This window comes from Bradyrhizobium sp. USDA 4486 (assembly GCF_054057995.1).
On sequence record NZ_JBSRZV010000001.1, the window covers coordinates 5526050 to 5547253 of the forward strand.

Genomic DNA, 21204 nt, shown 5'->3' on the forward strand with positions numbered 1-21204 from the left:
GTGCCGACGAGTCTCGCTGGCTGAAGCGCGCTACCGCATTTTCTTCCGCGCCAATCCGTTCCCGATCAGGGCTCCGGCCCCCATTCGGCGGATTTTGGCGCGATCTGGAGGTTTGAACCCCTCCAATCTGCCGAAAAAGCGGGCTGGCTCCAGTCCTGATGAAAAAGATCGCAGACGGATGCTTCCATCGTCCAATGAATAATGGCACCCTCTGCATGCAAGAATGTTATGGACGGAACTCGAAATGGCCCGGATCAATTCGCGGCAGGTGGAGGCCTTCCGGGCGACGATGCTGACCGGCAGCGTCACCGAGGCGGCCAAGCTGATGGTGGTGACGCAGCCGGCGGTGAGCCGCTTGCTCCGCGACCTCCAGGCGCTGCTCAAGATGGAGCTGTTCGAGCGGCGCGGCACCGGCCTCGTGCCAACCGCGGCCGCCATGGCGCTCTATACCGAGGTCGAGCGCTCCTTCGTCGGCCTCGAACGCATCACCGCGGCGGCCGAAGAAATCCGCGGCCGCCGCACAGGCTCGTTGCGCATCGCCGCGCTGCCGGCGCTCGCGAACGGCTATCTCCCGCGACTCACTGGGCACTTCCTGAAGGAGCGGCCAAACCTCAACCTCGCCTTCTTCGGCGTGATCTCGCCGATCGTGGTCGACTGGGTGCTGAACAACCAATGCGACATCGGTTTTGCCGAGGTGCCGATCGCCCATTCCGGCCTGCCGAGCCAGCGGCTGCCGGCATTGGCGCGCGTCGCGGTGCTGCCGATCGGTCATCGCCTCGCGGAGAAGGACGTGCTGGAGCCGCGCGATTTCGAGGGCGAGACGTTCATCTCGCTGTCGGCGGGATCGTCGAGCCGGCACCTCGTCGACCAGGTTTTCCACCGTCACGATGTCCGCCGCGTGCTCCGGGTCGAGACCACGCTGTCGGAGATCATGTGCGGCATGGTGTCGTCAGGGCTCGGCGTCTCTATCTGCGATCCCTTCACCGCGCAGGAATTCGCAACCCGCGGCGTCGTCGTGCGCCGCTTTCTGCCGCGGATCGACTTCGAATTCTCGGCAGTCTTTCCGGCGCAGCGCAGCCCCTCGCCGGTGGCGCTGGATCTGGTCGAAACCATGCGCAAGGCGCTGGTGGAGTTCGAGAGCTAGCCGTTGAACGCCGCCTGCGCCTCCGGCAGGGCCCAGATCTTGCCGATGGCAGCACTGCCCGCTGCAATGATGGCCGCCTCGTCCGCGCCGCGATAGCGGCCCTCATCGACCAGCACGCGGCCATCGACCATGACCTGATCGATATTGGCGCGGTTGGCGAGCGCGATCAGGGCGCGACGCGGATCGAACAGCGGCTGCAGATGCGGATGGGTGAGATCGACCACGGTGAGATCGGCGGTCGCGCCCGGCTCAATCCGGCCGAGGTCAGGCCGCTTGATGACGTCGGCGGCGACCGCCGTGTTCGCCTCGATCAGCTCGGGTGAGTTCGCGGCGTCTGGGCGCGCCGAGGTGATCTTGGAGATCAGCGATGCCGCATTGAGCTCGCCGAGCAGGTCCATGTTGTAGCCGTCGGTGCCGACTACAGTACGCACCCCGTGCGCGGCGAAGCGGCTGAATGCCGCGGTGACACCGGCGCGCGCGAACACGCGCGGGCAATTCAAGACGGTCATGCCGCGCGCGGCCATCAGCTTGAGATCGTCGTCGCTGCTGAACATGCAGTGCGCCGCCATCAGGTCGGGCGCCAGCAGCCCGAGCCAGTCCAGGTACTCCGCCGGCGTGCGGCCGCCATAGCGCTTGGCGATGGTCTCGACCTCGGCGCGGCTCTGCGCCATGTGGGTCGTGATGGGCACGCCGAGCTCGCGCGCCCGCGTGGCGCAGGCCTTCAGCAGATCAGGGCCGCAGGTGTCGGTCGCATGCGGGCTCATCGCGAGGCTGATGCGGCCATCGCCGCGATTATTCCAGCGCTGATAGAGCGCGTCCCAAATCGCCATGTCAGCGGCACCATCATCGCCGAAATAGTGCACCACGCCGTCCGGGCCGGCCTTGGCATCCGACGTCGAGAACAGATAGGGCGCGCCGTAAAAGCGGATGCCCATCTCTTCCGCCGCGTCGAACATTTCCGGGATCGAGTTGCGGAACGGCTCCATCACGGTGGTGGCGCCGCCCTTGAGGAGCTGGAGAATGCCGAGCCGCGCAACCGCGAGGCGCTCTCCCGCCGAGAGGATATCGGCGCCGCGCTTGGTGAGCGGCAGAAGCACCGTATAGACGATGCTCTGGTTGTTCTTGCGGCCGTTGCCGTCCTCGGTGTGGCTGCGCGCAACCGCCTCGGAGAAGCAGTGATTGTGCAAATTGAGCAGACCCGGCAGTACGAAGCGGCCGGGGCGGTCATAGACCTGATCCGCGCGCGGTCTGTCGCGCGTAACGGCCGCGATCCTCTTGCCTTCGACCAGGACCCAATGGTCACGCAGCACATCCTGCGCGCCGTGCTTGCGTGAGAGCACATAGCTGCCGAAGATTGCTGTGGTGCTCATGCGGGGCGTACGTTCCAGAAGACGGCGGTGCCGTCGAGAATGCCGGTGATGGCCTTGCGATACGCGGTCGGCTGCTTGTAGAGGCCAATCGGAATATAGGGGATTTCCTCGAACGCGACGGCCTGGATCTCGCGGCAGATGCGCTGCTGCTCGGCGAGCTCGGAGGCCGCCAGCCACTGGCTGCGCAAGGGCCCCATCTTCTCGCTCACATACCAGCCGGCGACCTTGCCTTCGCCGCGTATGTTGGTGTTGCCGGCCGGGTTGAGCCAGTCGATGCCCTGCCAATTGCCGACCGCCGCGCTCCAGCCGCCCTGCGGAAGCGGATCCTTCTTGAGCTGGCGCTGCAGGACGACGGCGAAATCGAGTCCGGCATATTCGACGTTCATGCCGGCCTTGCGCAAGCTGTCGACCGCAATCTCGCCGAGCGGCTTCTGCGCCAACGAATTGGTGGGGACGAGCACCACGATCTTCTCGCCGTTGTAGCCGGCGGCTTTCAGGTCGGCCTTGACCTTGTCATAGTTGCGCGGGCCGCGGAACACGTCGAGGCCGACATCGCTCGCCATCGGCGTGCCCGGCGCGAAGAAGCCGATCGGCGACACCTGGAAGGCGGGATCGGTGCCGGCGACCGCGGTCATGAACGCGGACTGGTCGATCGCGCCCAGCAGCGCGCGGCGGATGGCGGGATTGTCGAACGGCGGCTGCAGGTGATTGAGACGCAGCATGCAGGCGTAGCCGCGGGGATCGAGGATGCGCGTCTCGATGTCGCCGGCGGCCTTGATGATCGGCAAGAGATCATGGGGCGTGGTCTCCTGCCAATCCTGCTCACCGGTCTGGAGCGCGGCGACACCGGTGCCGGCATCGGGCGTGGTGGTCCAGACCACGCGATCGTAATGCACGATCTTCGGGCCCGCGGTCCAATCCGGCTTGCCGTCGGTGCGCGGCTGGTAACGCTCGAATCTGGCATAGGCGTTGCGCGCGCCCTGCACGCGCTCGTCGGCGAGGTAGCGGAACGGACCGCTGCCGATCACTTCGGTCAGCGGCTTGAAGGGATCCTGGCTCGCCAGCCGCTCCGGCATCATGAAGCAGGCATTGATCGCGGCCTTGCCGAGCGCCTGCGGCAGCAGCGGGAACGGGCGCTTGAGACGGAAGCGGATGGTGCGGTCGTCGGCGGCCGATAGCTCATGGGTGGCTTCCAGCAGCTCTCCGCCAAAGCCGTCGCGCGCCGCCCAGCGGCGGATGCTGGCGACGCAGTCGCGGGCCAGCACGCGTTCGCCGTCGTGCCAGAGCAGGCCGTCGCGCAAGGTGAGGTCCCACTGGAGCTGGTCGCCGGAGATCGCTTGGGCCGCCAGCATTTGCGGAGAGACCTGCAGCGATGAGCTCATGCCGTAGAGCGTGTCGTAGACCATGAAGCCATGGTTTCGCGACACCTGCGCGGTCGAATAGATGGGATCGACGAAGGCGAGATCGATGACGGGAATGAAGCGGAGCGTGCTCTGGGATTCGGCGCGCACAATGCCCGGCATCGAGAGCGCCGGCGCTGCTGCTGCGGCCTTGAGGAGCGAACGACGGGAGATGGGCATTGCAAGAGACTCCTGAAGGATCTTAGGCGTTCAACAAGACCGCGCCGATCGCGACCGCGACCGCCTGCTGCGCCGGCTCGACCACGGGCACGCCGATCGCATCCGCAATCGCCGCGCGATGCGAGGCCATGCCGGCGCAGCCCATCACCACGACATCGGCACGGCATTGCGTGACCAGCGCATGGCCGGCTTCGATCAGCCGGCCGCGGATGTCCGCACCTGCCGTTTCGGCCGCGCTCGCGCCCACCGACCAGCTTCCGGCATAGCGGCTGTCGACGCCCATCACCCGCGCCATGCGCTGCTGGCGGCGGATGCTCGACGGCGACAGAGCGATCAGGCCAAAACGTTCGCCCAGCATCAGCGCGCGGAAGATGGCGCATTCGGCGATGCCCATGACCGGGCGTCCTCCGGCTGCCTCGCGCACCGCATGCAGGCCGGGATCGCTGAAGCAGGCGAGCACGAAGGCATCGGCGTTGTCGCGCGACACGCGATTGACCAGCGGCATGACGACGCTGTCGGCATCGCGCTGCGAGCTGATGCCCGGCGGGCCCTCGGCGAGGCCGACCACCTCGATGTCAGGTCCACCGGCGATGCGGAGCGGCGCGACGGCATCGTCGATCGCCGCCGTGACCGAGGCAGAGGAGTTGGGGTTGATGACGAGGATGCGGCGACGGGGCATGGCGGGGTCAGCGGTTGCCGGCTTCGTGCCGCAGGAAGTTTTCCGCGATCTTCTCGCCGGTCGTGATCCAGACGTCCGGGCACGACTTTGCGTAACTCAGGAACTCGCGCAGCAGGCGCAGCCGCATCGGACGGCCGCTGCATTGCGGATGCAGCACGGTCGTCACCATCGCGCCCCAGTCGCGGACCTCATCCAGCTCGTCCTTCCACATCGAGAGCACATGCTCCTTTGGGAAGATCGAGCGCGGGCTGAAGCGGGCGGACAGGCCGTGCATCCAGTCGTCATAGCTCGCGGTGACCGGCAGCTCGATCGTGCCGGGCTTGCCGTCGGCGAGGCGGTGGCGATAGGGCCTGACATCGTCGCGGAACGAGGAGGTGTAGACGATGCCATGCCGCACCAGCGCGACGCGAAGCTCCTCGGTGAACTCGCCATAGGGGGCGCGATAGCCTGATGGCTTGACGCCGAGCCGGCGCTTCAGCGCCTCGAAGCCGCGCTCCAGCTCCTCCTCGATCCAGGGATCGCCGGGGTCGGGCAGGAGATGGTGATAGCCGTGATGGCCGATCTCGTGGCCGGCCTTCAGGATGGATTCCGCCATCGCCGGATGCGCATCGACCGACCAGCCGGTGACGAAGAACGTCGCCTTGAGATCGAGCTGGTCGAGCAACTCCAGGAGCTTCGGCGTGCCGACGCGCGCCTCGTAGCCGCCATAGCTCATGGTGATCAGCCGCTGCGCGTGCAGCGCGTCCTTGCTGGTCCACGCGCTCTCCGCATCGACGTCGAAGGACAGGAACATCGCGGATGTGTACGGCCTCGGCCAGGGATAGTCGGGCGCGGGATCCGCGGTGTTGGCCGGAACCAGCGGGATGCTCTTGAGTGCCTTACTGTCCAGCATTGATCGTTGCCTTTTCGAGTGCGTTGTCAGTCAGTTTCCACCTGGCAAGCAGGGTCTTGTAGGTGCCGTCGGCGATCAGCGCGTCGACCGCCTCCAGCATCGCCTGCTGCAAGGCCTTTTCCTTGACCGGCAGGGCAATGCCGGTGAATTGCTGCGCGATGGGCTCGCCCAGCGTCGCATAGGTGTTGGGCTCGAGGTCCATGATGTAGGGGAGCGTCTCGTTGCCTTGGGCTGCGGCATCGATGCGGCCCTGCCGGAGCTGGGTGCGGGCATCGGCCGAGCCGTCGGTGCCGACGAACTGGATCGGATTGCTGCCGCAATTCTTCTCGCTCCAGGACGCGATCTGCGCCGGGAACATGGTGCGGCGGCTGGCCCCGACCTTCTTGCCGCACAACGCCGCCGCATCCTTGAACTCCCCCTTGCGCGACTGCTGCACGAAAAATTGCGGGCCGCTGCGCAAATAGTCGACGAAGGACGCGATCTCGTGCCGGCTCGCATAGTCGGTGAAGCCGGACAGGATTGCATCCACCCGGCCGGTCGAGATCGACGGCATGAACTCGGCAAAGCTGGTCTCGATCCATTCGATCTTGACACCGAGCTTGCGCCCAAGCGCCTCGCCGAGATCGATGTCGAAGCCGGACAGCGCGTTGGTGGCGGGATCGCGGAACTCCATCGGCGGATAGTTCGGCACCAGCGCGACCTTGAGGCTGCCGCGCTTGGCGATGTCAGGCGGCAGCTCGATCGCCATCACCGATGTGCTCAGGGCCCCCAGCAATGCCGCCGCAAGCAAGAATCTCTTCATCACCATGCCCCCAGTTTCAGATCACCGCCGAAAGAAATGCCCTGGTGCGCTCCTCGCGCGGTGCGCCCAGCACGTCCGAGGCGCGCCCCTGCTCGACGATCGCGCCCTGGTCCATGTAGACGACGCGGTCGGCGACCTCGCGGGCGAAGCCGAGCTCGTGCGTCACCACCATCATGGTCATGCCGCTCCTCGCCAGCTCCTTCATCACCGCGAGCACCTCGCCGACGAGCTCGGGATCGAGTGCGCTGGTCGGCTCGTCGAACAGCATCAGCATCGGCTTCATGGCGAGTGCCCGCGCAATCGCGACGCGCTGCTGCTGGCCGCCGGAGAGCTGGGCGGGGTAGGAATCCGCCTTGGCCGCCAGCCCGACGCGGCCGAGCAGCTCGAGCGCCTCTGCGCGCACCTCATTGGCTTGACGCCCCTGCACCTGGGTCGGGCCTTCAGTGATGTTCTCGAGCGCGGTCTTGTGCGGAAACAGGTTGAAGCGCTGAAACACCATGCCGGTCTTCAGCCGCTGCCGGCCGATCTCGCGCTCGGTGAGACGATGCAGCCGGCCGCCCTGCTCGCGCACCCCTAACAGCTCGCCGTCGAGCCAGATGCCACCGGCATCGATCGCAGCGAGCTGGTTGATGCAACGAAGCAGCGTGGTCTTGCCCGAGCCGGACGCGCCGATCAGACACATCACCTCGCCGGGCCAGACGTCGAGCGAGACGTTCTTGAGAGCCTGAAACTCTCCAAAATTCTTGCTGACGGAGCGGATCGCGACGAGGGGTTTTGTCATCGCGCCAGCCGCAATGTGCCGCGTGCGAAACGGCGTTCGAGCAGCATCTGGAGCGGGGTCAGGATCGAGACCACGAGCAGGTACCACAGCCCGGCAACGATCAGGAGCTCGATCACGCGGGAATTGGCGTAATAGATGTTCTCGGCGTTGTGCAGCAGTTCCGGATACTGGATGACGCTCGCCAGCGAGGTCGCCTTCACCATGCCGATGAACTCGTTGCCGAGCGGCGGGATCACGACGCGCATCGCCTGCGGCAGCACGATGCGGCGGAGCGCGCGCAGCCGTCCCATGCCGATCGCCTGCGCTGCCTCATATTGCCCGATGTCCACCGACAGCATGCCGGCGCGCATCACTTCCGATGTATAGGCGCCCTGGTTGATGCCGAGCCCGAGCAGCGCGGCCAGAAATGGCGTCATGACGTCCACCGCGCGCGCGGTCCAAAGGCCGGGGATGCCGATGGTCGGAAACACCAGCGCGAGGTTGAACCACAGCAAGAGTTGCAGGATCAGCGGCGTGCCACGGAACAGCCAGGTGTAACCGGCGGCGACCGTCTTCAACACCGGATTGGGCGACAGCCGCATGATCGCCACGACGATACCAAGGAAGATGCCGAGTGTCATCGCCAGCACCGCCATCACCATGGTATTGACGATGCCTTCGAGAATGACCTTCGCCGTCAGAAAGCGGCTGACATAGGACCATTCGATCTGGCCGTTTGCGAACGCGCGCGCGATCGCTGCCAGCACGAGGACGATCAGGGCCGCGCTGATCCAGCGAAACCAGTGCGGCTCGCGCGCCATCCGCATTCCCGACAGATCGGGGAACCCCTCCGCGAGTGCCGGCGCCGGCTTCATTGCGGCGCCGCGTTCAGCATGGGTTTTTCGACGGCGTTCGTCCCCAATCCCCATTTGTCGAGCACGGCCTTATAGGAGCCGTCTGCGATCATGGCGGTGAGTTTCTCGGTTACGACCTCGCGCAAGGCGGCGTCGTCCTTGCGAAACATGATGCCCTGGTATCCCGTGGACAGCTGGCCGCCAATGACGCGGTATCTTCCAGGCTCTTGCCTTTGCGCGTAGGGCAGGGTCTCACTGCCCTGCACGGCGGCGTCGATCCGGCCCTGCTTGAGCTGGTTGCGGACGTCGATCGAATTCTCACCAGGAACATATTGAATCGCCGGCTTGCCGGCAGCCTCGCAATTCTGCTTGCTCCACTTCTCGATCTCGAGCGGGAACGCAGTGCTGCGGGTGGTGCCGACCTTCTTGCCGCAGAGATCCCTGGCATCCTTGGCCGCGTTGTCCGCCATCACAAAGAACTGCGGGCCGGTGCTCAAATAGTCGACGAAGTCGGCCGTTTCGCGCCGCGAGCTACGATCCTGGATGCCGGAGATGATGAAATCAGCGCGCCTGGTCTGGAGCGAGGGGATCAACTCGGCGAACGGCGTCTCGCTCCAGACGATCTTGAGCCCGCCGAGCCGCTTCGCAAGTTCGTTCGCCAGATCGATGTCGAGCCCGACCAGCTCGCCGGTTGCGGGATCGCGGTATTCCATCGGCGCGTAGGTGGAGTTGACCGTGAGTTTTAGCGTGCCGGCCTGCTTGATCTCCGCCGGAAGTTCGGCCGCCTGCGCCGACGTCACGGCAGCCAAGGCTGCGCACCACAGGGAATGCGAGAGGCGTCTCATGTCAGCTCCTTTGCCAACGCCGTGCAAGAGTCAGTCCGCGTCGAGAACGGCCGGCTCGACAATGCCGGCCCGCTCGGTGATTACCCTGTACTGCTCGGGCCGCCGGTGGGCGGCGAAATTGAACATCTTGTCCTTGCCCTGGCGGCAGAGGTCGAGATCGATGTCGGCGACGATCACCTCGTCCGCGAGCGTCTGCGCCTGCGCGACGATGCGGCCGTTGGGATCGACGATGCAGGAGCCGCCGATCAGCCCGGAGCCGTCCTCCTCGCCGGCCTTGGCGACCGAAATCGCCCAGGTCGCATTCATGTAGGCGTTGGCCTGCGTCACCAGCGCCGAATGGAAGGTCCGCAAGGACGCATCTTCCGTCGTGCCGCCATTGGGATCATAGGCCGCCGAATTGTAGCCGATGCAGACGAGCTCGACGCCTTGCAGGCCGAGCACGCGCCAGGATTCCGGCCAGCGGCGATCGTTGCAGATCATCATGCCCATGATGGCGTGAGCCCAGGCCGACCCGGCACGGAAGGCGGGAAAGCCGAGATCACCATATTCGAAATAACGCTTCTCGAGCTGCTGGTAGCGCGCGCCTTCCCGAGGCTCGACCGAGCCCGGCAGATGCACCTTGCGATAGCGGCCAAGGATCTCGCCGTCGCGATCGACCAGGACGGCGCAATTGTAGCGGCGCCCGTCCGGCGTCAGCTCGGCATAGCCGACGTAGAAGCCGACGCGGAGCGCACGTGCACGATCGAACAGCTTTGCCACCGCCGGGTTCGGCATGCTGCGCTCGAAATACTGGTCGAGCGCCTCGCCTTCGAGCAACCAACGTGGAAAGAAGGTCGTGAAGGCGAGCTCCGGAAACACCACAAGGCTGGCGCCGCGGCCGGCCGCCTCTTCCAGCAGCGCAAGCATCCGCCCCAGAGTATGTTCACGCTTATCGGCTTTTTGCGTCGGCCCCATCTGGGCAGCGGCGGCGCGAAGGACACGAACCAAGATTGCCTCCAATCTGTGCGCATGCTGCCTCAATGGGCGAATGAACCCTTTGATGCGCCGCGCAAATCCGCCTCCATTACGCGGAAGCGGGGCTGCAAAATCAATTCGCTCTGCTATGATGTTTTGGCCCAGAGTATAACCGGCAGTGATATGAACCTGCGTCAGCTCGAGATCCTGCGTGCCGTCATCCGCCACCGCACCACAGTGGCCGCGGCCGACGAGCTAGCGCTGTCGCAGCCCGCGGTCAGCAACGCGCTGAAGACGATGGAGGCGCAGGCGGGCTTTGCGCTGTTCGAGCGCGTCAACAACCGGTTGTTTCCGACCGCGGAAGCGATGGCGCTCTACAAGGAGAGCGAGGCGATCTTCGCGCTGCACGCCAAGCTCGAGAGCCGCGTGCGCGATCTGCGCGAGAACCGCTCGGGACATCTCGCCATCGTCGCGACGCCGCCGCTCGCCTACAGCATCATCCCGTCCGCATTATCCGGCTTCCTGCGCCGCCGCCCGGAGACGCGCGTGTTCTTCGACGTGCGGCGCTATGAGGGCATCATCGAGGGCGTGCTCAGCCGCGTTGCCGAACTCGGCTTCGCGCTCGGGCTGACGCATCACCCCGGCATCGCGCATGAGGTGGTGCACACGGGCGAGATGGTCTGCGTGCTGCCGCCGCAGCATCCGCTCGCAAGCCAGCCGATGATCTCGGCTGCGGATCTGTCCGGTCTGCCCTTCATCGGGCTCGAGCGCGGCACGCGGCTCGGCGAAGCGGTGCGCGACAGTTTTGCCCGGGCCGGCGCGCCGTTCCGGCCGACCGTCGAGGTGCGCTACTGCAACACGGCCTGCGTGCTCGCGGCCGCTGGCGTCGGCGCCGCTGTGGTCGACCCGTTCTCGCCGCGGCAGAACGGCGGCAGCGGTCTCGTGGTGCGGCCGTTCGCGCCGAACACGCACGCGGTCGCCTACATGCTATGGTCGGAAGCCGAGCCGCTGTCGCGTCTCGCCAAGGCGTTCCTCAACGAGGTGCGCAAGGAAAGCGCGCTGCTGGAGCGCACAGCGCCGCAGCAGCAACATGGGGCCGGAAGCAGCTGAGCTTAGCAAGCTTTTGACGTTGGAGCACATGGCACGCATCACCATCATCGAAACCGGACAGGTCCCGCAAAAGTACCGCGAGCGCTACGGCTCATTCCCGGACATGTTCGAGCGCATGGTCCGCACCGAGGACCCGACCGCGACGGTGGACGTCGTCAGCATCCCGAATGGCGATGCGCTTCCCGATCCGCGCGAACTCGAAGCCGTGCTGATCACCGGCGCTGCCGCCGGTGTCTATGACGGGCTCGACTGGATCGCGCCGCTGGAAGATTTCGTGCGCACCGCCTACGTCAACGAGACACCGATGGTCGGCGTCTGCTTCGGCCATCAGCTGATCGCGCAGGCGCTCGGCGGCACCGTGCGCAAATCGGAGAAGGGCTGGGGCATCGGGCGGCATGTCTACCGCGTGCTGCCGGAGAACGGCGTCATCGATGGCGAAGCGGTCGCGATCGCGGCCTCACATCAGGATCAGGTGATCGATCCGCCGAAGGACGCGCTGACAATTCTCTCCTCGGACTTCACCCCGCATGCCGGCCTGCTTTACGCCAACGGCGCGACGCTGACCGTGCAGCCGCATCCGGAGTTCGATGTGGGATTTGCCGAGGTGTGTTGTGAGCTGCGCAAGGGCAAAGCGCCGGATGACGTCGTCGCCACCGCGAAGGCGTCGCTGACGCAGCCGATGGACAGCGCAAAGCTGGGCGGGGCGATTACGCGGTTTCTGACGAAGCGCTGATTTGACCTCGCCCGCTTGCGGAAGAGGTCGGATTGCACCTGGCGATGCGAAGCATCGTCGAGCGCAATCCGGGACAGGGGGACTCTCGGCGGGTCCGTCTGCCATCGCGTTTGCTGAGACAGCCCCTCACCCCAACCCTTCAGCGCGAGCGAAGCTCGTCGTGGCCCCGTAAGAAAGGGGAGAGGGAGAGGATGGTTCAGAACGGATCCGTCCCCAGCCCCGGCACATCCGCCGGCCGCGGCCCGGGCGCTGCCCAGTGAAACCGGCGATCCTTCTCCGCAATCGCGATATCGTTGATCGAGGCCTCGCGACGCCGCATCAAGCCGTGCTCGTCGAACTCCCACTGCTCGTTGCCATAGGAGCGATACCATTGGCCGTTTCCATCGTGCCATTCATACTGGAAGCGCACCGCGATGCGGTTGCCGTCGAAAGCCCAGAGATCCTTGATCAGGCGGTAGTCCTGCTCCTTCTCCCATTTGCGGGTGAGGAAGGCGACGATGGCTTCGCGGCCCTGGAACACTTCGGAGCGATTGCGCCAGCGGCTGTCCTCGGTATAGGCAAGCGAGACGCGCACCGGATCGCGTGAATTCCAGGCATCCTCCGCCATGCGCGCCTTTTGCGCGGCGGTCTCACGGGTGAAGGGCGGAAGTGGCGGGCGCGACATGATGGCCTCATCGGTTTGCTGCGTGCGCAAATCTATCGCTGCTTGCCGCGGAGTCGAGAGGCGATCCCCTATCGGGCGATCACGAAATCAGATCGGCCTTCATCAAGGTGCGGATCGATTTCGGGATCGGCTGGGCGCGGCCGCCGCTGATGAAGGCGACCCGGACTTCGGCTTTCACCAGCACGTCTTCGCCGCGCCGCACCTCCTGCGCCAGCATGATCGAGGCGCCCTTCACCGCAATCGGCCAGGTCACGACATCAAGCACATCGTCCATCCGCGCCGGCTTGAGGAAATCGAGGTGCATCGAGCGCACGACGAAGGCAAAGCCGGCGCCTTCGGTCTCGGGGTGGTCGAACAGCGCCTGCTGCTCGGCACCCATGAGCCTGAGATGATTGGTGCGCCCGCGCTCCATGTAGCGCAGATAGTTGGCGTGATAGACGATGCCGGAGAAATCCGTGTCCTCGTAGTAGACGCGGACCTGCATGTGATGGCGGCCGTCGCGGATCTCGCCGTCGAGATGGGCAGTCACGTCGCGGGCCTCTTGGCTTTTTGCTACCAGCCCGTTTTGCCGCAAAAGCGGCCGGCCGCGCAAGCGCGTCAGGATACGACCGGGGCCGCCCGGCCCAGCGTCACCTCGACGATCTCGGGCGGCACGCCGACGCGGATCGGCATGAGGCTGCAACCGAGGCCGCCGGAGACGATGACGTCACATTTCAGTCGGAAGTGACCATAGGCGAGCCGGAGGCCATGCTGGGGCCGAACGGCCGGCGACCAGCCGAGCAGGCGGACCTGGCCGCCATGGGTGTGGCCGGACAGTTGCAGCGCGACGCGCGCGGGCACGCGCGGTGCGATGTTGGGCTCATGCGCCAGCAGGATGACCGGCGCATCGTCGGTGACCTTGGCAAGCGTGCCCGCGAGATCGTCGGCACCGAACCGCGTCACACTCCGGAAACGCTGCGCCGGCGCAAAGGCGAGCTGGTCGCCGAGGCCGGCGAGCCAGAAGGAGCGGCCGTCCTTGGCGAGGCGCACAGTGTCGTTCTCGTAGACGGGAATGCCGGCCGCCTCCAGCGCGCGATGCGCGACGGTCGGCCCGCGCCCGGCCCGCTGCACGCTCCTGTCGTCCCAATAATCGTGATTGCCCATGACGGCATGGACGCCGAGCGGCGCCTTGAGGCCGGCCAGCACCCTCGCCCATTCGCTCGGCAGAATGATGCGCGTGACCTGGTGAACGCCCGCGACATAATCGCCGAGCAGCACGATGAGATCTGCATTCAACGCGTTGGTGCGGTCGACGATCGCCTCGATCCGCTCCAGCGACATCCAGGGATCGCAGGCATGAATGTCAGCGATCGCCGCGATCTTCAGCCGGAAATCCGCCGGCCATTGCCGCGGGGCGGGATGATAGCGGGTGACGCGGAGCCGCATCGGCTCGATGCCGACGCCATAGGCCGCGGTCGAGACGCCGAGGGCGGACAGGCCGCCGATGGACCGGATGAGATGCCGACGCGAGATCATGGAAGCCCGATCGTGATGCACTTTCCTGATGCGGCCCGATTGAAGCGGAATTGGGGTGCGCCGGTGCAGACCACCCGTATCCTCGTGCAAATTGCCTGCACAAAGATTACTCGAAGTTCATGACAACCTGGTCTTTTGCGCGATCAGTCGTCGCTCTCGTCGGTGCCGAACAGGCCGAACTGTGCCGCCGCATCGCGCGAGGGTTCGGCGAGGCCGAGATGGCGGAAGGCGTGCGAGGTGAGCAGGCGGCCGCGCGGGGTGCGCTGGAGATAGCCGCACTGGATGAGATAAGGCTCGATGATGTCCTCGATCGCATCGCGCGGCTCGGACAGTGCGGCGGCCATGGTTTCGACGCCGACGGGACCGCCGCCATAGTTGAGCGCGATGGTCGAGAGGTAGCGGCGGTCCATGGCGTCCAGGCCCGCGGCGTCGACCTCGAGCGCGCTCAGCGCGTGGTCGGCGATCTCTCGGTCGATCTTTTCGGCGTTGGCGGCTGAAGCAAAGTCGCGCACGCGGCGGAGCAGACGGCCGGCGATGCGCGGCGTGCCGCGGGCGCGGCGCGCGATCTCGTTGGCGCCGTCAGCGCTCATGCCGACGTTGAGCACGCGGGCGCCTCGGGTGACGATGCTCTCGAGCTCCTCGATGGTGTAGAAATTGAGCCGGACCGGAATGCCGAAACGGTCGCGCAAGGGATTGGTGAGCAGGCCTGCGCGCGTGGTGGCGCCGACGAGGGTGAATTTCGACAGCTCGATCTTGACCGAGCGCGCCGCCGGCCCCTCGCCGATGATGAGGTCGAGCTGGAAATCCTCCATCGCGGGATAGAGCACCTCTTCCACCGCCGGACTCAGGCGATGGATCTCGTCGATGAAGAGCACGTCGCGCTCTTCGAGATTGGTCAGTAGCGCGGCGAGATCGCCGGCCTTGGCGATGACAGGGCCTGACGTCGCGCGAAAGCCGACGCCGAGCTCTTTCGCCACGATCTGCGCCAGCGTGGTCTTGCCGAGGCCGGGGGGACCGACGAACAGCACGTGATCCAGGGCCTCGCCGCGCTTGCGCGCCGCCTCGATGAAGATCGAGAGATTCTTGCGCGCCTGCTGCTGGCCGACGAAGTCGGACAGCGATTGCGGGCGCAGCGCGGTGTCGCCGACATCGTCGCTGCGGCGCTCGGGCGAGACCATGCGGGAAGCCCTGGGATCGCTCACTTCGCGAGCTCCTTCAAGCCGAGCCGGATGAGCTGGGCCGTCTCGGCGCCTTCACCGGCACTGCGCGATGCCGAGGCAATCGCGGCAGCTGCCTGCGGCTGGCCGTAGCCGAGATTGACCAGGGCGGAGATCGCATCCGCCACCGGGCGCGGCGCGCGCTGGTCGTCAACGGCGCCGGCGAGATGAACTACGGCGGGATCCACGTTGGCGAAGGCTGGCGCCTTGTCCTTCAATTCGGTGACGATGCGTTCAGCGACCTTGGGTCCGACGCCAGGCGTGCGCGACACCGCGGCCTTGTCGCGGAGCGCGATGGCATTGGCGAGATCGGCCGGCGCCAGCGTACCGAGCACCGCGAGTGCGACCTTGGCGCCGACGCCCTGCACGGTCTGGAGCAGGCGAAACCATTCGCGCTCCTGGTCGGTGCGGAAGCCGAACAGTTTTATTTGATCCTCGCGAACATAGGTCTCGATCGACAGCACGGCGGCCTCGCCGGGCGAAGGCAGATGCTGCAACGTGCGCGACGAGCAATGCACCTGATAACCGACGCCGCCGACGTCGAGGATGACGAAATCCTCGCCGTAGGAATCGATCAGGCCCTTGAGCTTGCCGATCATTTTAGAACCTCGATCGCGGCGGACACTCCTCTGTCGTCATGGCCGGGCTTGACCCGGCCATCCACGACTTCGCGATCATCAAGAAAGAACGTGGATGCCCAGGACAAGCCCGGGCATGACGACCACGAGTTGCATCGACCGATCATATCCCCACCACCTTCAGCCTGAGCGCCGTGCTCTGGCGGTGATGGGCGTGGGTGATGGCGATGGCGAGCGCATCGGCCGCGTCCGCGGACGGCGGCTCGGCTTTCGGCAGCAATATCTTCAGCATCATCGCGATCTGTTGCTTGTCGGCGTGGCCGGCGCCGACCACCGTCTTCTTGACCTGGTTCGGCGCGTATTCGGCAACACTGATGCCGAACATTGCGGGCGCCAGCATGGCGACGCCGCGGGCCTGGCCGAGCTTCAGCGTCGCGACGCCGTCCTTGTTGACGAAAGTCTGCTCGACCGCGGCTTCGATCGGCTTGTGATCAGACAGAACCGCCGCGAGCCCCTCGTGGATCGCGAGCAGGCGGCTCGACAGCGGCAGATCGTCCGGCGGTTCCACCGAACCGCAGGCGATGTAGACCAAACGATTGCCCTCAGCCTCGATCACGCCCCAGCCGGTGCGGCGCAGGCCGGGGTCGATGCCGATGATGCGAACGGGGCCACGAATCGGGAGCGCAGTCATGGGCCAGTGATAGCGGCTGGCCGCGATGGGGGAAACAGAAACAGAACGGAAGTAACAGGGGATGTGGGGGAGCGGCAGCGGAGCCGCCATCAACGCATTCGGTGTCGTACCCCGCGGAGGCGGGGTACCCAGTACGCCGCGGCTTATCCGTATCCTTCTGGCGTCTCTGGAATACCGGATCGCCCGCCTTCGCGGGCGATGACAGCGGTGGATGAGGCTACCGGACGGCCTACCCGCCCATCTTCGCCATCAGCGCGTCCGACACCTCGAAATTGGCGTAGACGTTCTGGACGTCGTCGTGCTCGTTGAGCAGGTCCATCAGCTTGAGCAGCTTCTCGCCGGTCTCGTCGTCGACTGACACCGTGTTCTGCGGCTTCCAGATCAGCGCGGCCTTGCGCGGTTCGCCGAACTTGGCTTCCAGCGCCTTGGCGACGTCGCGATAGCTCTCGGTCGAGGCGTAGATCTCGTGGCCGCCTTCGCCGGAGACGACGTCGTCGGCGCCGGCCTCGATCGCGGCATCGAGCACCGCATCGTCATCGGCGACGCTGCGGTCGTATTCGATGATGCCGGTGCGGTCGAACATGAAGGAGACCGATCCGGTTTCGCCGAGATTGCCGCCCGATTTGGTGAAAAAGGAGCGGATGTCGGAGGCGGCGCGGTTGCGGTTGTCGGTCAGCGCCTCGACGATGACGGCGACGCCGCCGGGGCCGTAGCCCTCGTAGCGGATCTCGTCATAGTTCTCGCCGTCGTTACCGGCCGCCTTCTTGATGGCGCGCTCGATATTGTCCTTCGGCATGTTCTCCTGGCGCGCGGCGATCACGGCGGCGCGCAGGCGCGGGTTCATGGCCGGGTCTGGCGTGCCGAGCTTGGCGGCGACGGTGATTTCCCGCGCCAGCTTGCCGAACAACTTCGACTTCTGCGCATCCTGCCGCCCCTTGCGGTGCATGATGTTCTTGAATTGGGAATGTCCGGCCATGCGTGGTCTCGTAATCGTGCGCCAAGGTGAGCTTAGGGAAGCGCGGCCTTATAGGCCGTCCACCCACCGGAATGAAAGAGGCTCTACGACTTTAAGGTAACACCGTACTCGCCCGTGCCTAGAAGTCAGGCAGCGTTAACCCTGATTTCATTCCGGACTGCGAAAATAGCGCCCGACCGTTCCCCGACAAGAGAGACCTGATGGCGTTCGGATTATTTCGGAAGCGTCTGCCTGATACGGCTGCGTCCGCGGTCGCCCCCGAGGCTATGCAGCCGGCGGCCCATTCCGAGCCCGCTCCGGCCGCCGAGGCTGATTCGGCCCGGGAGATCCTGGAACTGCTGGAACTCGAGCTCGGGGCGATGATTCGCCAGCTCGAGCGCGCCGCCAATTCAGTGGCTGGCGGCGCCGAAGCGACCGCCGCGACGCTTGCCGCCATCCGCGACCGCACCGACGCCCTCACCGGCCGGACCAACGCCGCGCAGTCGACCGCCTCGACCTTCGCCCATGCCGCCGACAAGTTCACCCAGTCCGCGCAAGGCATCGGCGCGCAGGTCCGCGCGGCCGGCAAGCTCGCCGACGAGGCCAGCACCGCGGCACAGGAGGCCCGCGCCAATGTCGATCGCCTGCGCGAGTCCTCGGCCGCCATCGGCAATGTGGTCAACCTGATCGCGCAGATCGCGCGGCAGACGACGCTGCTCGCGCTCAACTCGACCATCGAGGCCGCGCGTGCGGGTGCGGCCGGCAAAGGCTTCGCGGTCGTCGCCACCGAGGTGAAGGCACTCGCGGTGCAGACGCAAGGCGCCACGGAAGAGATCTCCAAGAAGATCGACGCGCTCCAGCGCGACGCCGCCGGCTCGGCCGACGCCGTACACCGCATCTCGCAGGCGATCGAGGCGATCCGTCCGGTGTTCGACACCGTCAACGGCGCGGTCGCCGAGCAGAATGCCACCACCAGCGAAATCTCTGGCAATGCCGCGAGCGCGTCGGAGTTCATCATCTCGGTCGGCGAGAGCGCGGCCGAGATCGACGCCGCGACCAAGGCCGCCGAGACCCACGGCGAGAACGTCGCCAGCGCCGGCAAGGCGGTCACCACCTTCGCGCAGAAGCTGAAATCGCGTTGCGCAGTGCTGTTGCGCCAGAGCGAGCACGACGACCGCCGCAAAACCGAGCGGCTGCCCTGCCATCTCAAATTCGAGACGTCGCGCGGCGTCATGCCGGTCTACGAGATTGCGATGGACGGCGTGCTGATCGGCGGCGCGGACGCTGGACGGCTGGCACCGCTCACGATGATCGAAGGCAGGCTCGAAGATGTCGGCGCCTGCCGCCTGCGCGTGACCGAGCAGTCCAAGGCCGGCGCCCGCGCGCAGTTCGTTGCCCCCAATGCCGAGCTCTGCGAGAAGATCGAGGACAGGCTCTGGTCGATCCACGAGGAGAATACCGAGTTCGTCACCCGCGCCATGGAGGCGGGCAACGCACTGACCCGGATCTTCGAGCAGGCGCTGGCGCGCGGCGAGATCAAGATCGACGATCTGTTCGACACCGACTATGTCGAGATCGCCGGCACCAATCCGCAGCAATACCGCACCCGCTATCTGGACTGGGCCGACCGCGCGCTGCCGCCGTTCCAGGAGGCCTTCCTCGCCAAGGACGCGCGCATGGCGTTCTGCGCCATGGTCGACCGCAACGGCTTCCTGCCGGTGCACAACAAGATCTATTCGCATCCGCAGCGGCCGGGCGACGTCGCCTGGAATACGGCCAACAGCCGCAACCGGCGGATCTTCAACGATCCGGCGGGGCTCGCCGCCGCGCGCAACCTCCGCTCGTACCTGGCCCAGAGTTATGCGCGTGACATGGGCAACGGAAACACCGTCATGATGCGCGAGATCGATGTCCCGATCCGCATCCAGGGCCGGCACTGGGGTGGATTTCGCACCGCCTACAAGCTTTAGGGCGTGGCCCGAATAAGCGGGCAGCGGCTTTTCGACAAGGCCGTGCTCAAGCAAGAAGCCAAGGCGCAAATTGCGCCTTGTGCACGCTCAGGCAAGACCCCGGCCGCGAATCATCCTTTAACGTCAGAGTTGGAATGGGAATGCCGCGGGGGGCCGGCGTACGGCTCCGACTGGAGGACCCTTAAGACATGTCCGTCGCACAACTTGCAGTTATGGACACCGGCTCCAACCGGACGCTGGCTGAACGGCTGATCGACCAGCTCGCCGACCGCATCGGCGGTCTTGGCGTCGAGCTCGCCGACATCGCCGGCAACGTCCAGGAAGTCGCGAACCGCGTCGCCAACCAGTCGGAACGGTTCCATCACCTGCAGAAGACGGCCGAGACGATGGTCTCGGCCAATCACGACATCGCCAACGCCTCGCAAGCGGTGCAGTCGACGACGTCCGCCGCCGTCGGCGAGATCGCGCAGTCGCGCAGCGCGGTCGACACCGCCGTCAGCCACATCTCCGGGCTGGTCGCGGCCGTGGAGCGGATCGAGGCGCGCCTCAGCGCCGTCGGCTCGGCGCTGGCGCAGGTCGCAAAAGTGTCCGGCTCGATCGAGGCGATCGCGAAGCAGACCAATCTGCTCGCGCTGAACGCAACCATCGAAGCGGCGCGCGCCGGCAATGCCGGCCGCGGCTTCGCGGTGGTTGCAAGTGAAGTGAAGAATCTTGCGGAAGCCACCCGCCAGGCCACGCACCAGATCTCCGACACGGTGCGCGATCTCGACGGCCAGATCGAAGGCCTGATCGGCGAGAGCAGCGATGCCTCGCAGCGCGCCAAGACCGCAGGCGAAGGCGCACAAGCGATCTCCGGTATCATCTCGCGCGTCCAGCAGGGCTTCGCCTCGGTGGAAGCGGAGATCGACAGCGTCGCGCGTGCGGCGACCTCCAATCTCCGCCACTGCGACACCGTCATCAGCGAGCTCAACGAGCTCGCCAAGGGCGTCGACCTGTCCTCACGCGATCTTGGGAATGCCGACCGGCGGATTGCAAAACTGCTCGACACATCCGAAGGGCTGATCGCGCTGATCGCCGACAGTGGCGTCGAGACCTCGGACGCGCCGCTGGTCCGCGTCGTGATCGAGACCGCCAGGCGCATCTCGGCCGAATTCGAAGCCGCGATCAACCGCGGCGAGATCACGCTCGACCAGCTCATGGATGAGAATTATCGCGAAATCCCTGGCACCGATCCCAAGCAGTACAACACCGCCTATGTCGACTTCACCGACCGCGTGCTGCCCGCGATCCAGGACCCGATCCAGAAGTCCGATCCGCGCATCGTGTTCTGCGTCGCCTGGGCCAAGGGCGGCTATTTGCCGACCCACAATCCGAACTACCGCCTGCCGCAGGGCAAGGACCCGATCTGGAACAACGCCAACTGCCGCAACCGCCGCCTGTTCACCGATCGCGCGGTGAAGAAGGTCGCGGCCAACACAAAACCGTTCCTGCTGCAAACCTATCGCCGCGACATGGGCGGCGGGCAGTTCGTGCTGATGAAGGACCTGTCGTCGCCGATCGTGGTTCGCGGCAAGCACTGGGGCGCCTTCCGGATGGGTTTCCGGCAGGGCTGACCGCCGCTGCTCTCGGTCCTTGAATCAAAATCTGAAAAACAACCCCATGCACAGTAGCCGGGAACCCCATGCACAGTAGCCGGGCGTGGGGGGCAAGCCGGCGGGCGCGCCTTGACTCGTCGGGCAAAACAGGCGCATAATGCTATTATTCCGAAATAGCCATGCACTCCTCTGCCCTTCTCCCCTTGTGGGAGAAGGTGGCGCGAAGCGCCGGATGAGGGGTCTCTATCGGCGGACAAGGCTGCTTCGGAATGAGACAGGGTCATACGCGAAGACAG

General features: G+C 65.9%; 21 protein-coding genes. 5 read left to right on the plus strand and 16 right to left on the minus strand.

Features of this window, described 5'->3' with window-relative positions:
- Positions 1 to 244 precede the first annotated feature (244 nt).
- A complete protein-coding gene (locus ACVWY3_RS26165; RefSeq protein ID WP_456841030.1) occupies positions 245 to 1144 on the plus strand; it encodes a LysR substrate-binding domain-containing protein in 900 nt (299 codons plus the stop codon).
- On the opposite strand, the gene ACVWY3_RS26170 is transcribed toward ACVWY3_RS26165, so the two are convergent.
- Genes ACVWY3_RS26170 through ACVWY3_RS26210 form a run of 9 tightly spaced genes read right to left on the minus strand, consistent with a single transcriptional unit; the run spans position 1141 to position 9913 of the window.
- A complete protein-coding gene (locus tag ACVWY3_RS26170; protein ID WP_456841031.1) occupies positions 1141 to 2514 on the minus strand; it encodes an amidohydrolase family protein in 1374 nt (457 codons plus the stop codon). The genes ACVWY3_RS26165 and ACVWY3_RS26170 overlap by 4 nt on opposite strands.
- Positions 2511 to 4094 carry an ABC transporter substrate-binding protein gene (locus tag ACVWY3_RS26175; RefSeq protein WP_456841032.1) on the minus strand — a complete coding sequence of 528 codons (1584 nt, stop codon included), beginning with the start codon at positions 4092 to 4094 and terminating at the stop codon, positions 2511 to 2513. The genes ACVWY3_RS26170 and ACVWY3_RS26175 overlap by 4 nt, the downstream gene beginning before the upstream one ends.
- Before the next feature lie 22 nt (positions 4095 to 4116).
- On the minus strand, positions 4117 to 4773 hold the full coding sequence (locus tag ACVWY3_RS26180; protein WP_456841033.1) for an aspartate/glutamate racemase family protein: 657 nt from the start codon (positions 4771 to 4773) through the stop codon (positions 4117 to 4119).
- Between the two features lie 7 nt (positions 4774 to 4780).
- Positions 4781 to 5665: a polysaccharide deacetylase family protein gene (locus tag ACVWY3_RS26185; protein ID WP_456841034.1), complete on the minus strand. Its 885-nt coding sequence runs from the start codon at positions 5663 to 5665 to the stop codon at positions 4781 to 4783.
- Positions 5652 to 6467: an ABC transporter substrate-binding protein gene (locus tag ACVWY3_RS26190; RefSeq protein ID WP_456841035.1), complete on the minus strand. Its 816-nt coding sequence runs from the start codon at positions 6465 to 6467 to the stop codon at positions 5652 to 5654. The genes ACVWY3_RS26185 and ACVWY3_RS26190 overlap by 14 nt, the downstream gene beginning before the upstream one ends.
- 16 nt (positions 6468 to 6483) lie before the next feature.
- Positions 6484 to 7248: an amino acid ABC transporter ATP-binding protein gene (locus ACVWY3_RS26195; protein WP_456841036.1), complete on the minus strand. Its 765-nt coding sequence runs from the start codon at positions 7246 to 7248 to the stop codon at positions 6484 to 6486.
- Positions 7245 to 8102 carry an amino acid ABC transporter permease gene (locus tag ACVWY3_RS26200; RefSeq protein ID WP_456841037.1) on the minus strand — a complete coding sequence of 286 codons (858 nt, stop codon included), beginning with the start codon at positions 8100 to 8102 and terminating at the stop codon, positions 7245 to 7247. Before ACVWY3_RS26200 ends, ACVWY3_RS26195 begins: the two co-directional genes overlap by 4 nt.
- On the minus strand, positions 8099 to 8926 hold the full coding sequence (locus ACVWY3_RS26205) for an ABC transporter substrate-binding protein (RefSeq protein ID WP_456841038.1): 828 nt from the start codon (positions 8924 to 8926) through the stop codon (positions 8099 to 8101). The genes ACVWY3_RS26200 and ACVWY3_RS26205 overlap by 4 nt, the downstream gene beginning before the upstream one ends.
- A gap of 30 nt (positions 8927 to 8956) precedes the next feature.
- Positions 8957 to 9913, minus strand: a complete 957-nt coding sequence (locus ACVWY3_RS26210; RefSeq protein WP_456841039.1) for an N-carbamoyl-D-amino-acid hydrolase — start codon at positions 9911 to 9913, stop codon at positions 8957 to 8959.
- 150 nt (positions 9914 to 10063) lie between these two features.
- Here ACVWY3_RS26210 and ACVWY3_RS26215 point away from each other — a divergent pair, with 150 nt between their 5' ends.
- The gene (locus tag ACVWY3_RS26215) at positions 10064 to 10990 is read left to right on the plus strand and encodes a LysR family transcriptional regulator (protein WP_456841040.1); all 927 of its coding nucleotides are present in this window, start codon (positions 10064 to 10066) and stop codon (positions 10988 to 10990) included.
- A 28-nt stretch (positions 10991 to 11018) separates the two neighbouring features.
- Entirely contained in the window at positions 11019 to 11723 is a 705-nt protein-coding gene (locus ACVWY3_RS26220) for a type 1 glutamine amidotransferase (RefSeq protein WP_456841041.1), read from the plus strand.
- 196 nt (positions 11724 to 11919) lie between these two features.
- Here ACVWY3_RS26220 and ACVWY3_RS26225 read toward each other — a convergent pair whose 3' ends face one another.
- The 7 genes from ACVWY3_RS26225 to ACVWY3_RS26255 all read right to left on the minus strand — a co-directional run bounded on the left by ACVWY3_RS26225 (position 11920) and on the right by ACVWY3_RS26255 (position 17364).
- Positions 11920 to 12387 carry a nuclear transport factor 2 family protein gene (locus tag ACVWY3_RS26225; RefSeq protein ID WP_456841042.1) on the minus strand — a complete coding sequence of 156 codons (468 nt, stop codon included), beginning with the start codon at positions 12385 to 12387 and terminating at the stop codon, positions 11920 to 11922.
- Positions 12388 to 12466: 79 nt separating this feature from the next.
- A complete protein-coding gene (gene ybgC / locus ACVWY3_RS26230; protein ID WP_456841043.1) occupies positions 12467 to 12916 on the minus strand; it encodes a tol-pal system-associated acyl-CoA thioesterase in 450 nt (149 codons plus the stop codon).
- Between the two features lie 68 nt (positions 12917 to 12984).
- Positions 12985 to 13902 carry a metallophosphoesterase gene (locus tag ACVWY3_RS26235; protein WP_456841044.1) on the minus strand — a complete coding sequence of 306 codons (918 nt, stop codon included), beginning with the start codon at positions 13900 to 13902 and terminating at the stop codon, positions 12985 to 12987.
- Positions 13903 to 14045: 143 nt separating this feature from the next.
- Complete coding sequence (gene ruvB, locus ACVWY3_RS26240) at positions 14046 to 15080, minus strand: Holliday junction branch migration DNA helicase RuvB (protein WP_456843465.1); 1035 nt, start codon at positions 15078 to 15080, stop codon at positions 14046 to 14048.
- Positions 15081 to 15100: 20 nt separating this feature from the next.
- On the minus strand, positions 15101 to 15718 hold the full coding sequence (gene ruvA, locus ACVWY3_RS26245) for a Holliday junction branch migration protein RuvA (RefSeq protein WP_254125428.1): 618 nt from the start codon (positions 15716 to 15718) through the stop codon (positions 15101 to 15103).
- A gap of 142 nt (positions 15719 to 15860) precedes the next feature.
- Positions 15861 to 16388, minus strand: coding sequence for a crossover junction endodeoxyribonuclease RuvC (gene ruvC, locus ACVWY3_RS26250; protein WP_456841045.1), 528 nt, complete (start codon positions 16386 to 16388; stop codon positions 15861 to 15863).
- Positions 16389 to 16617: 229 nt separating this feature from the next.
- Positions 16618 to 17364, minus strand: a complete 747-nt coding sequence (locus ACVWY3_RS26255; protein WP_456841046.1) for a YebC/PmpR family DNA-binding transcriptional regulator — start codon at positions 17362 to 17364, stop codon at positions 16618 to 16620.
- A gap of 200 nt (positions 17365 to 17564) precedes the next feature.
- Here ACVWY3_RS26255 and ACVWY3_RS26260 point away from each other — a divergent pair, with 200 nt between their 5' ends.
- Positions 17565 to 19313: a methyl-accepting chemotaxis protein gene (locus ACVWY3_RS26260; RefSeq protein ID WP_456841047.1), complete on the plus strand. Its 1749-nt coding sequence runs from the start codon at positions 17565 to 17567 to the stop codon at positions 19311 to 19313.
- A 188-nt stretch (positions 19314 to 19501) separates the two neighbouring features.
- Positions 19502 to 20926, plus strand: coding sequence for a methyl-accepting chemotaxis protein (locus tag ACVWY3_RS26265; RefSeq protein WP_456841048.1), 1425 nt, complete (start codon positions 19502 to 19504; stop codon positions 20924 to 20926).
- The last annotated feature ends 278 nt before the right edge of the window (positions 20927 to 21204 follow it).

Excerpts from the sequence above, each read along its gene's own strand:
- ACVWY3_RS26215 (WP_456841040.1), top strand. The coding sequence starts at position 10,064 with ATGAACCTGCGTCAGCTCGAGATCCTGCGTGCCGTCATCCGCCACCGC.
- ACVWY3_RS26195 (WP_456841036.1), bottom strand. The coding sequence starts at position 7,248 with ATGACAAAACCCCTCGTCGCGATCCGCTCCGTCAGCAAGAATTTTGGA.
- ACVWY3_RS26235 (WP_456841044.1), bottom strand. The coding sequence starts at position 13,902 with ATGATCTCGCGTCGGCATCTCATCCGGTCCATCGGCGGCCTGTCCGCC.
- ACVWY3_RS26205 (WP_456841038.1), bottom strand. The coding sequence starts at position 8,926 with ATGAGACGCCTCTCGCATTCCCTGTGGTGCGCAGCCTTGGCTGCCGTG.
- ACVWY3_RS26165 (WP_456841030.1), top strand. The coding sequence starts at position 245 with ATGGCCCGGATCAATTCGCGGCAGGTGGAGGCCTTCCGGGCGACGATG.
- ruvB (WP_456843465.1), bottom strand. The coding sequence starts at position 15,080 with ATGGTCTCGCCCGAGCGCCGCAGCGACGATGTCGGCGACACCGCGCTG.
- ACVWY3_RS26260 (WP_456841047.1), top strand. The coding sequence starts at position 17,565 with ATGGCGTTCGGATTATTTCGGAAGCGTCTGCCTGATACGGCTGCGTCC.
- ACVWY3_RS26225 (WP_456841042.1), bottom strand. The coding sequence starts at position 12,387 with ATGTCGCGCCCGCCACTTCCGCCCTTCACCCGTGAGACCGCCGCGCAA.
- ACVWY3_RS26220 (WP_456841041.1), top strand. The coding sequence starts at position 11,019 with ATGGCACGCATCACCATCATCGAAACCGGACAGGTCCCGCAAAAGTAC.
- ACVWY3_RS26185 (WP_456841034.1), bottom strand. The coding sequence starts at position 5,665 with ATGCTGGACAGTAAGGCACTCAAGAGCATCCCGCTGGTTCCGGCCAAC.
- ruvA (WP_254125428.1), bottom strand. The coding sequence starts at position 15,718 with ATGATCGGCAAGCTCAAGGGCCTGATCGATTCCTACGGCGAGGATTTC.
- ACVWY3_RS26180 (WP_456841033.1), bottom strand. The coding sequence starts at position 4,773 with ATGCCCCGTCGCCGCATCCTCGTCATCAACCCCAACTCCTCTGCCTCG.
- ACVWY3_RS26190 (WP_456841035.1), bottom strand. The coding sequence starts at position 6,467 with ATGAAGAGATTCTTGCTTGCGGCGGCATTGCTGGGGGCCCTGAGCACA.
- ACVWY3_RS26170 (WP_456841031.1), bottom strand. The coding sequence starts at position 2,514 with ATGAGCACCACAGCAATCTTCGGCAGCTATGTGCTCTCACGCAAGCAC.
- ACVWY3_RS26175 (WP_456841032.1), bottom strand. The coding sequence starts at position 4,094 with ATGCCCATCTCCCGTCGTTCGCTCCTCAAGGCCGCAGCAGCAGCGCCG.
- ACVWY3_RS26255 (WP_456841046.1), bottom strand. The coding sequence starts at position 17,364 with ATGGCCGGACATTCCCAATTCAAGAACATCATGCACCGCAAGGGGCGG.
- ruvC (WP_456841045.1), bottom strand. The coding sequence starts at position 16,388 with ATGACTGCGCTCCCGATTCGTGGCCCCGTTCGCATCATCGGCATCGAC.
- ACVWY3_RS26200 (WP_456841037.1), bottom strand. The coding sequence starts at position 8,102 with ATGAAGCCGGCGCCGGCACTCGCGGAGGGGTTCCCCGATCTGTCGGGA.
- ACVWY3_RS26265 (WP_456841048.1), top strand. The coding sequence starts at position 19,502 with ATGTCCGTCGCACAACTTGCAGTTATGGACACCGGCTCCAACCGGACG.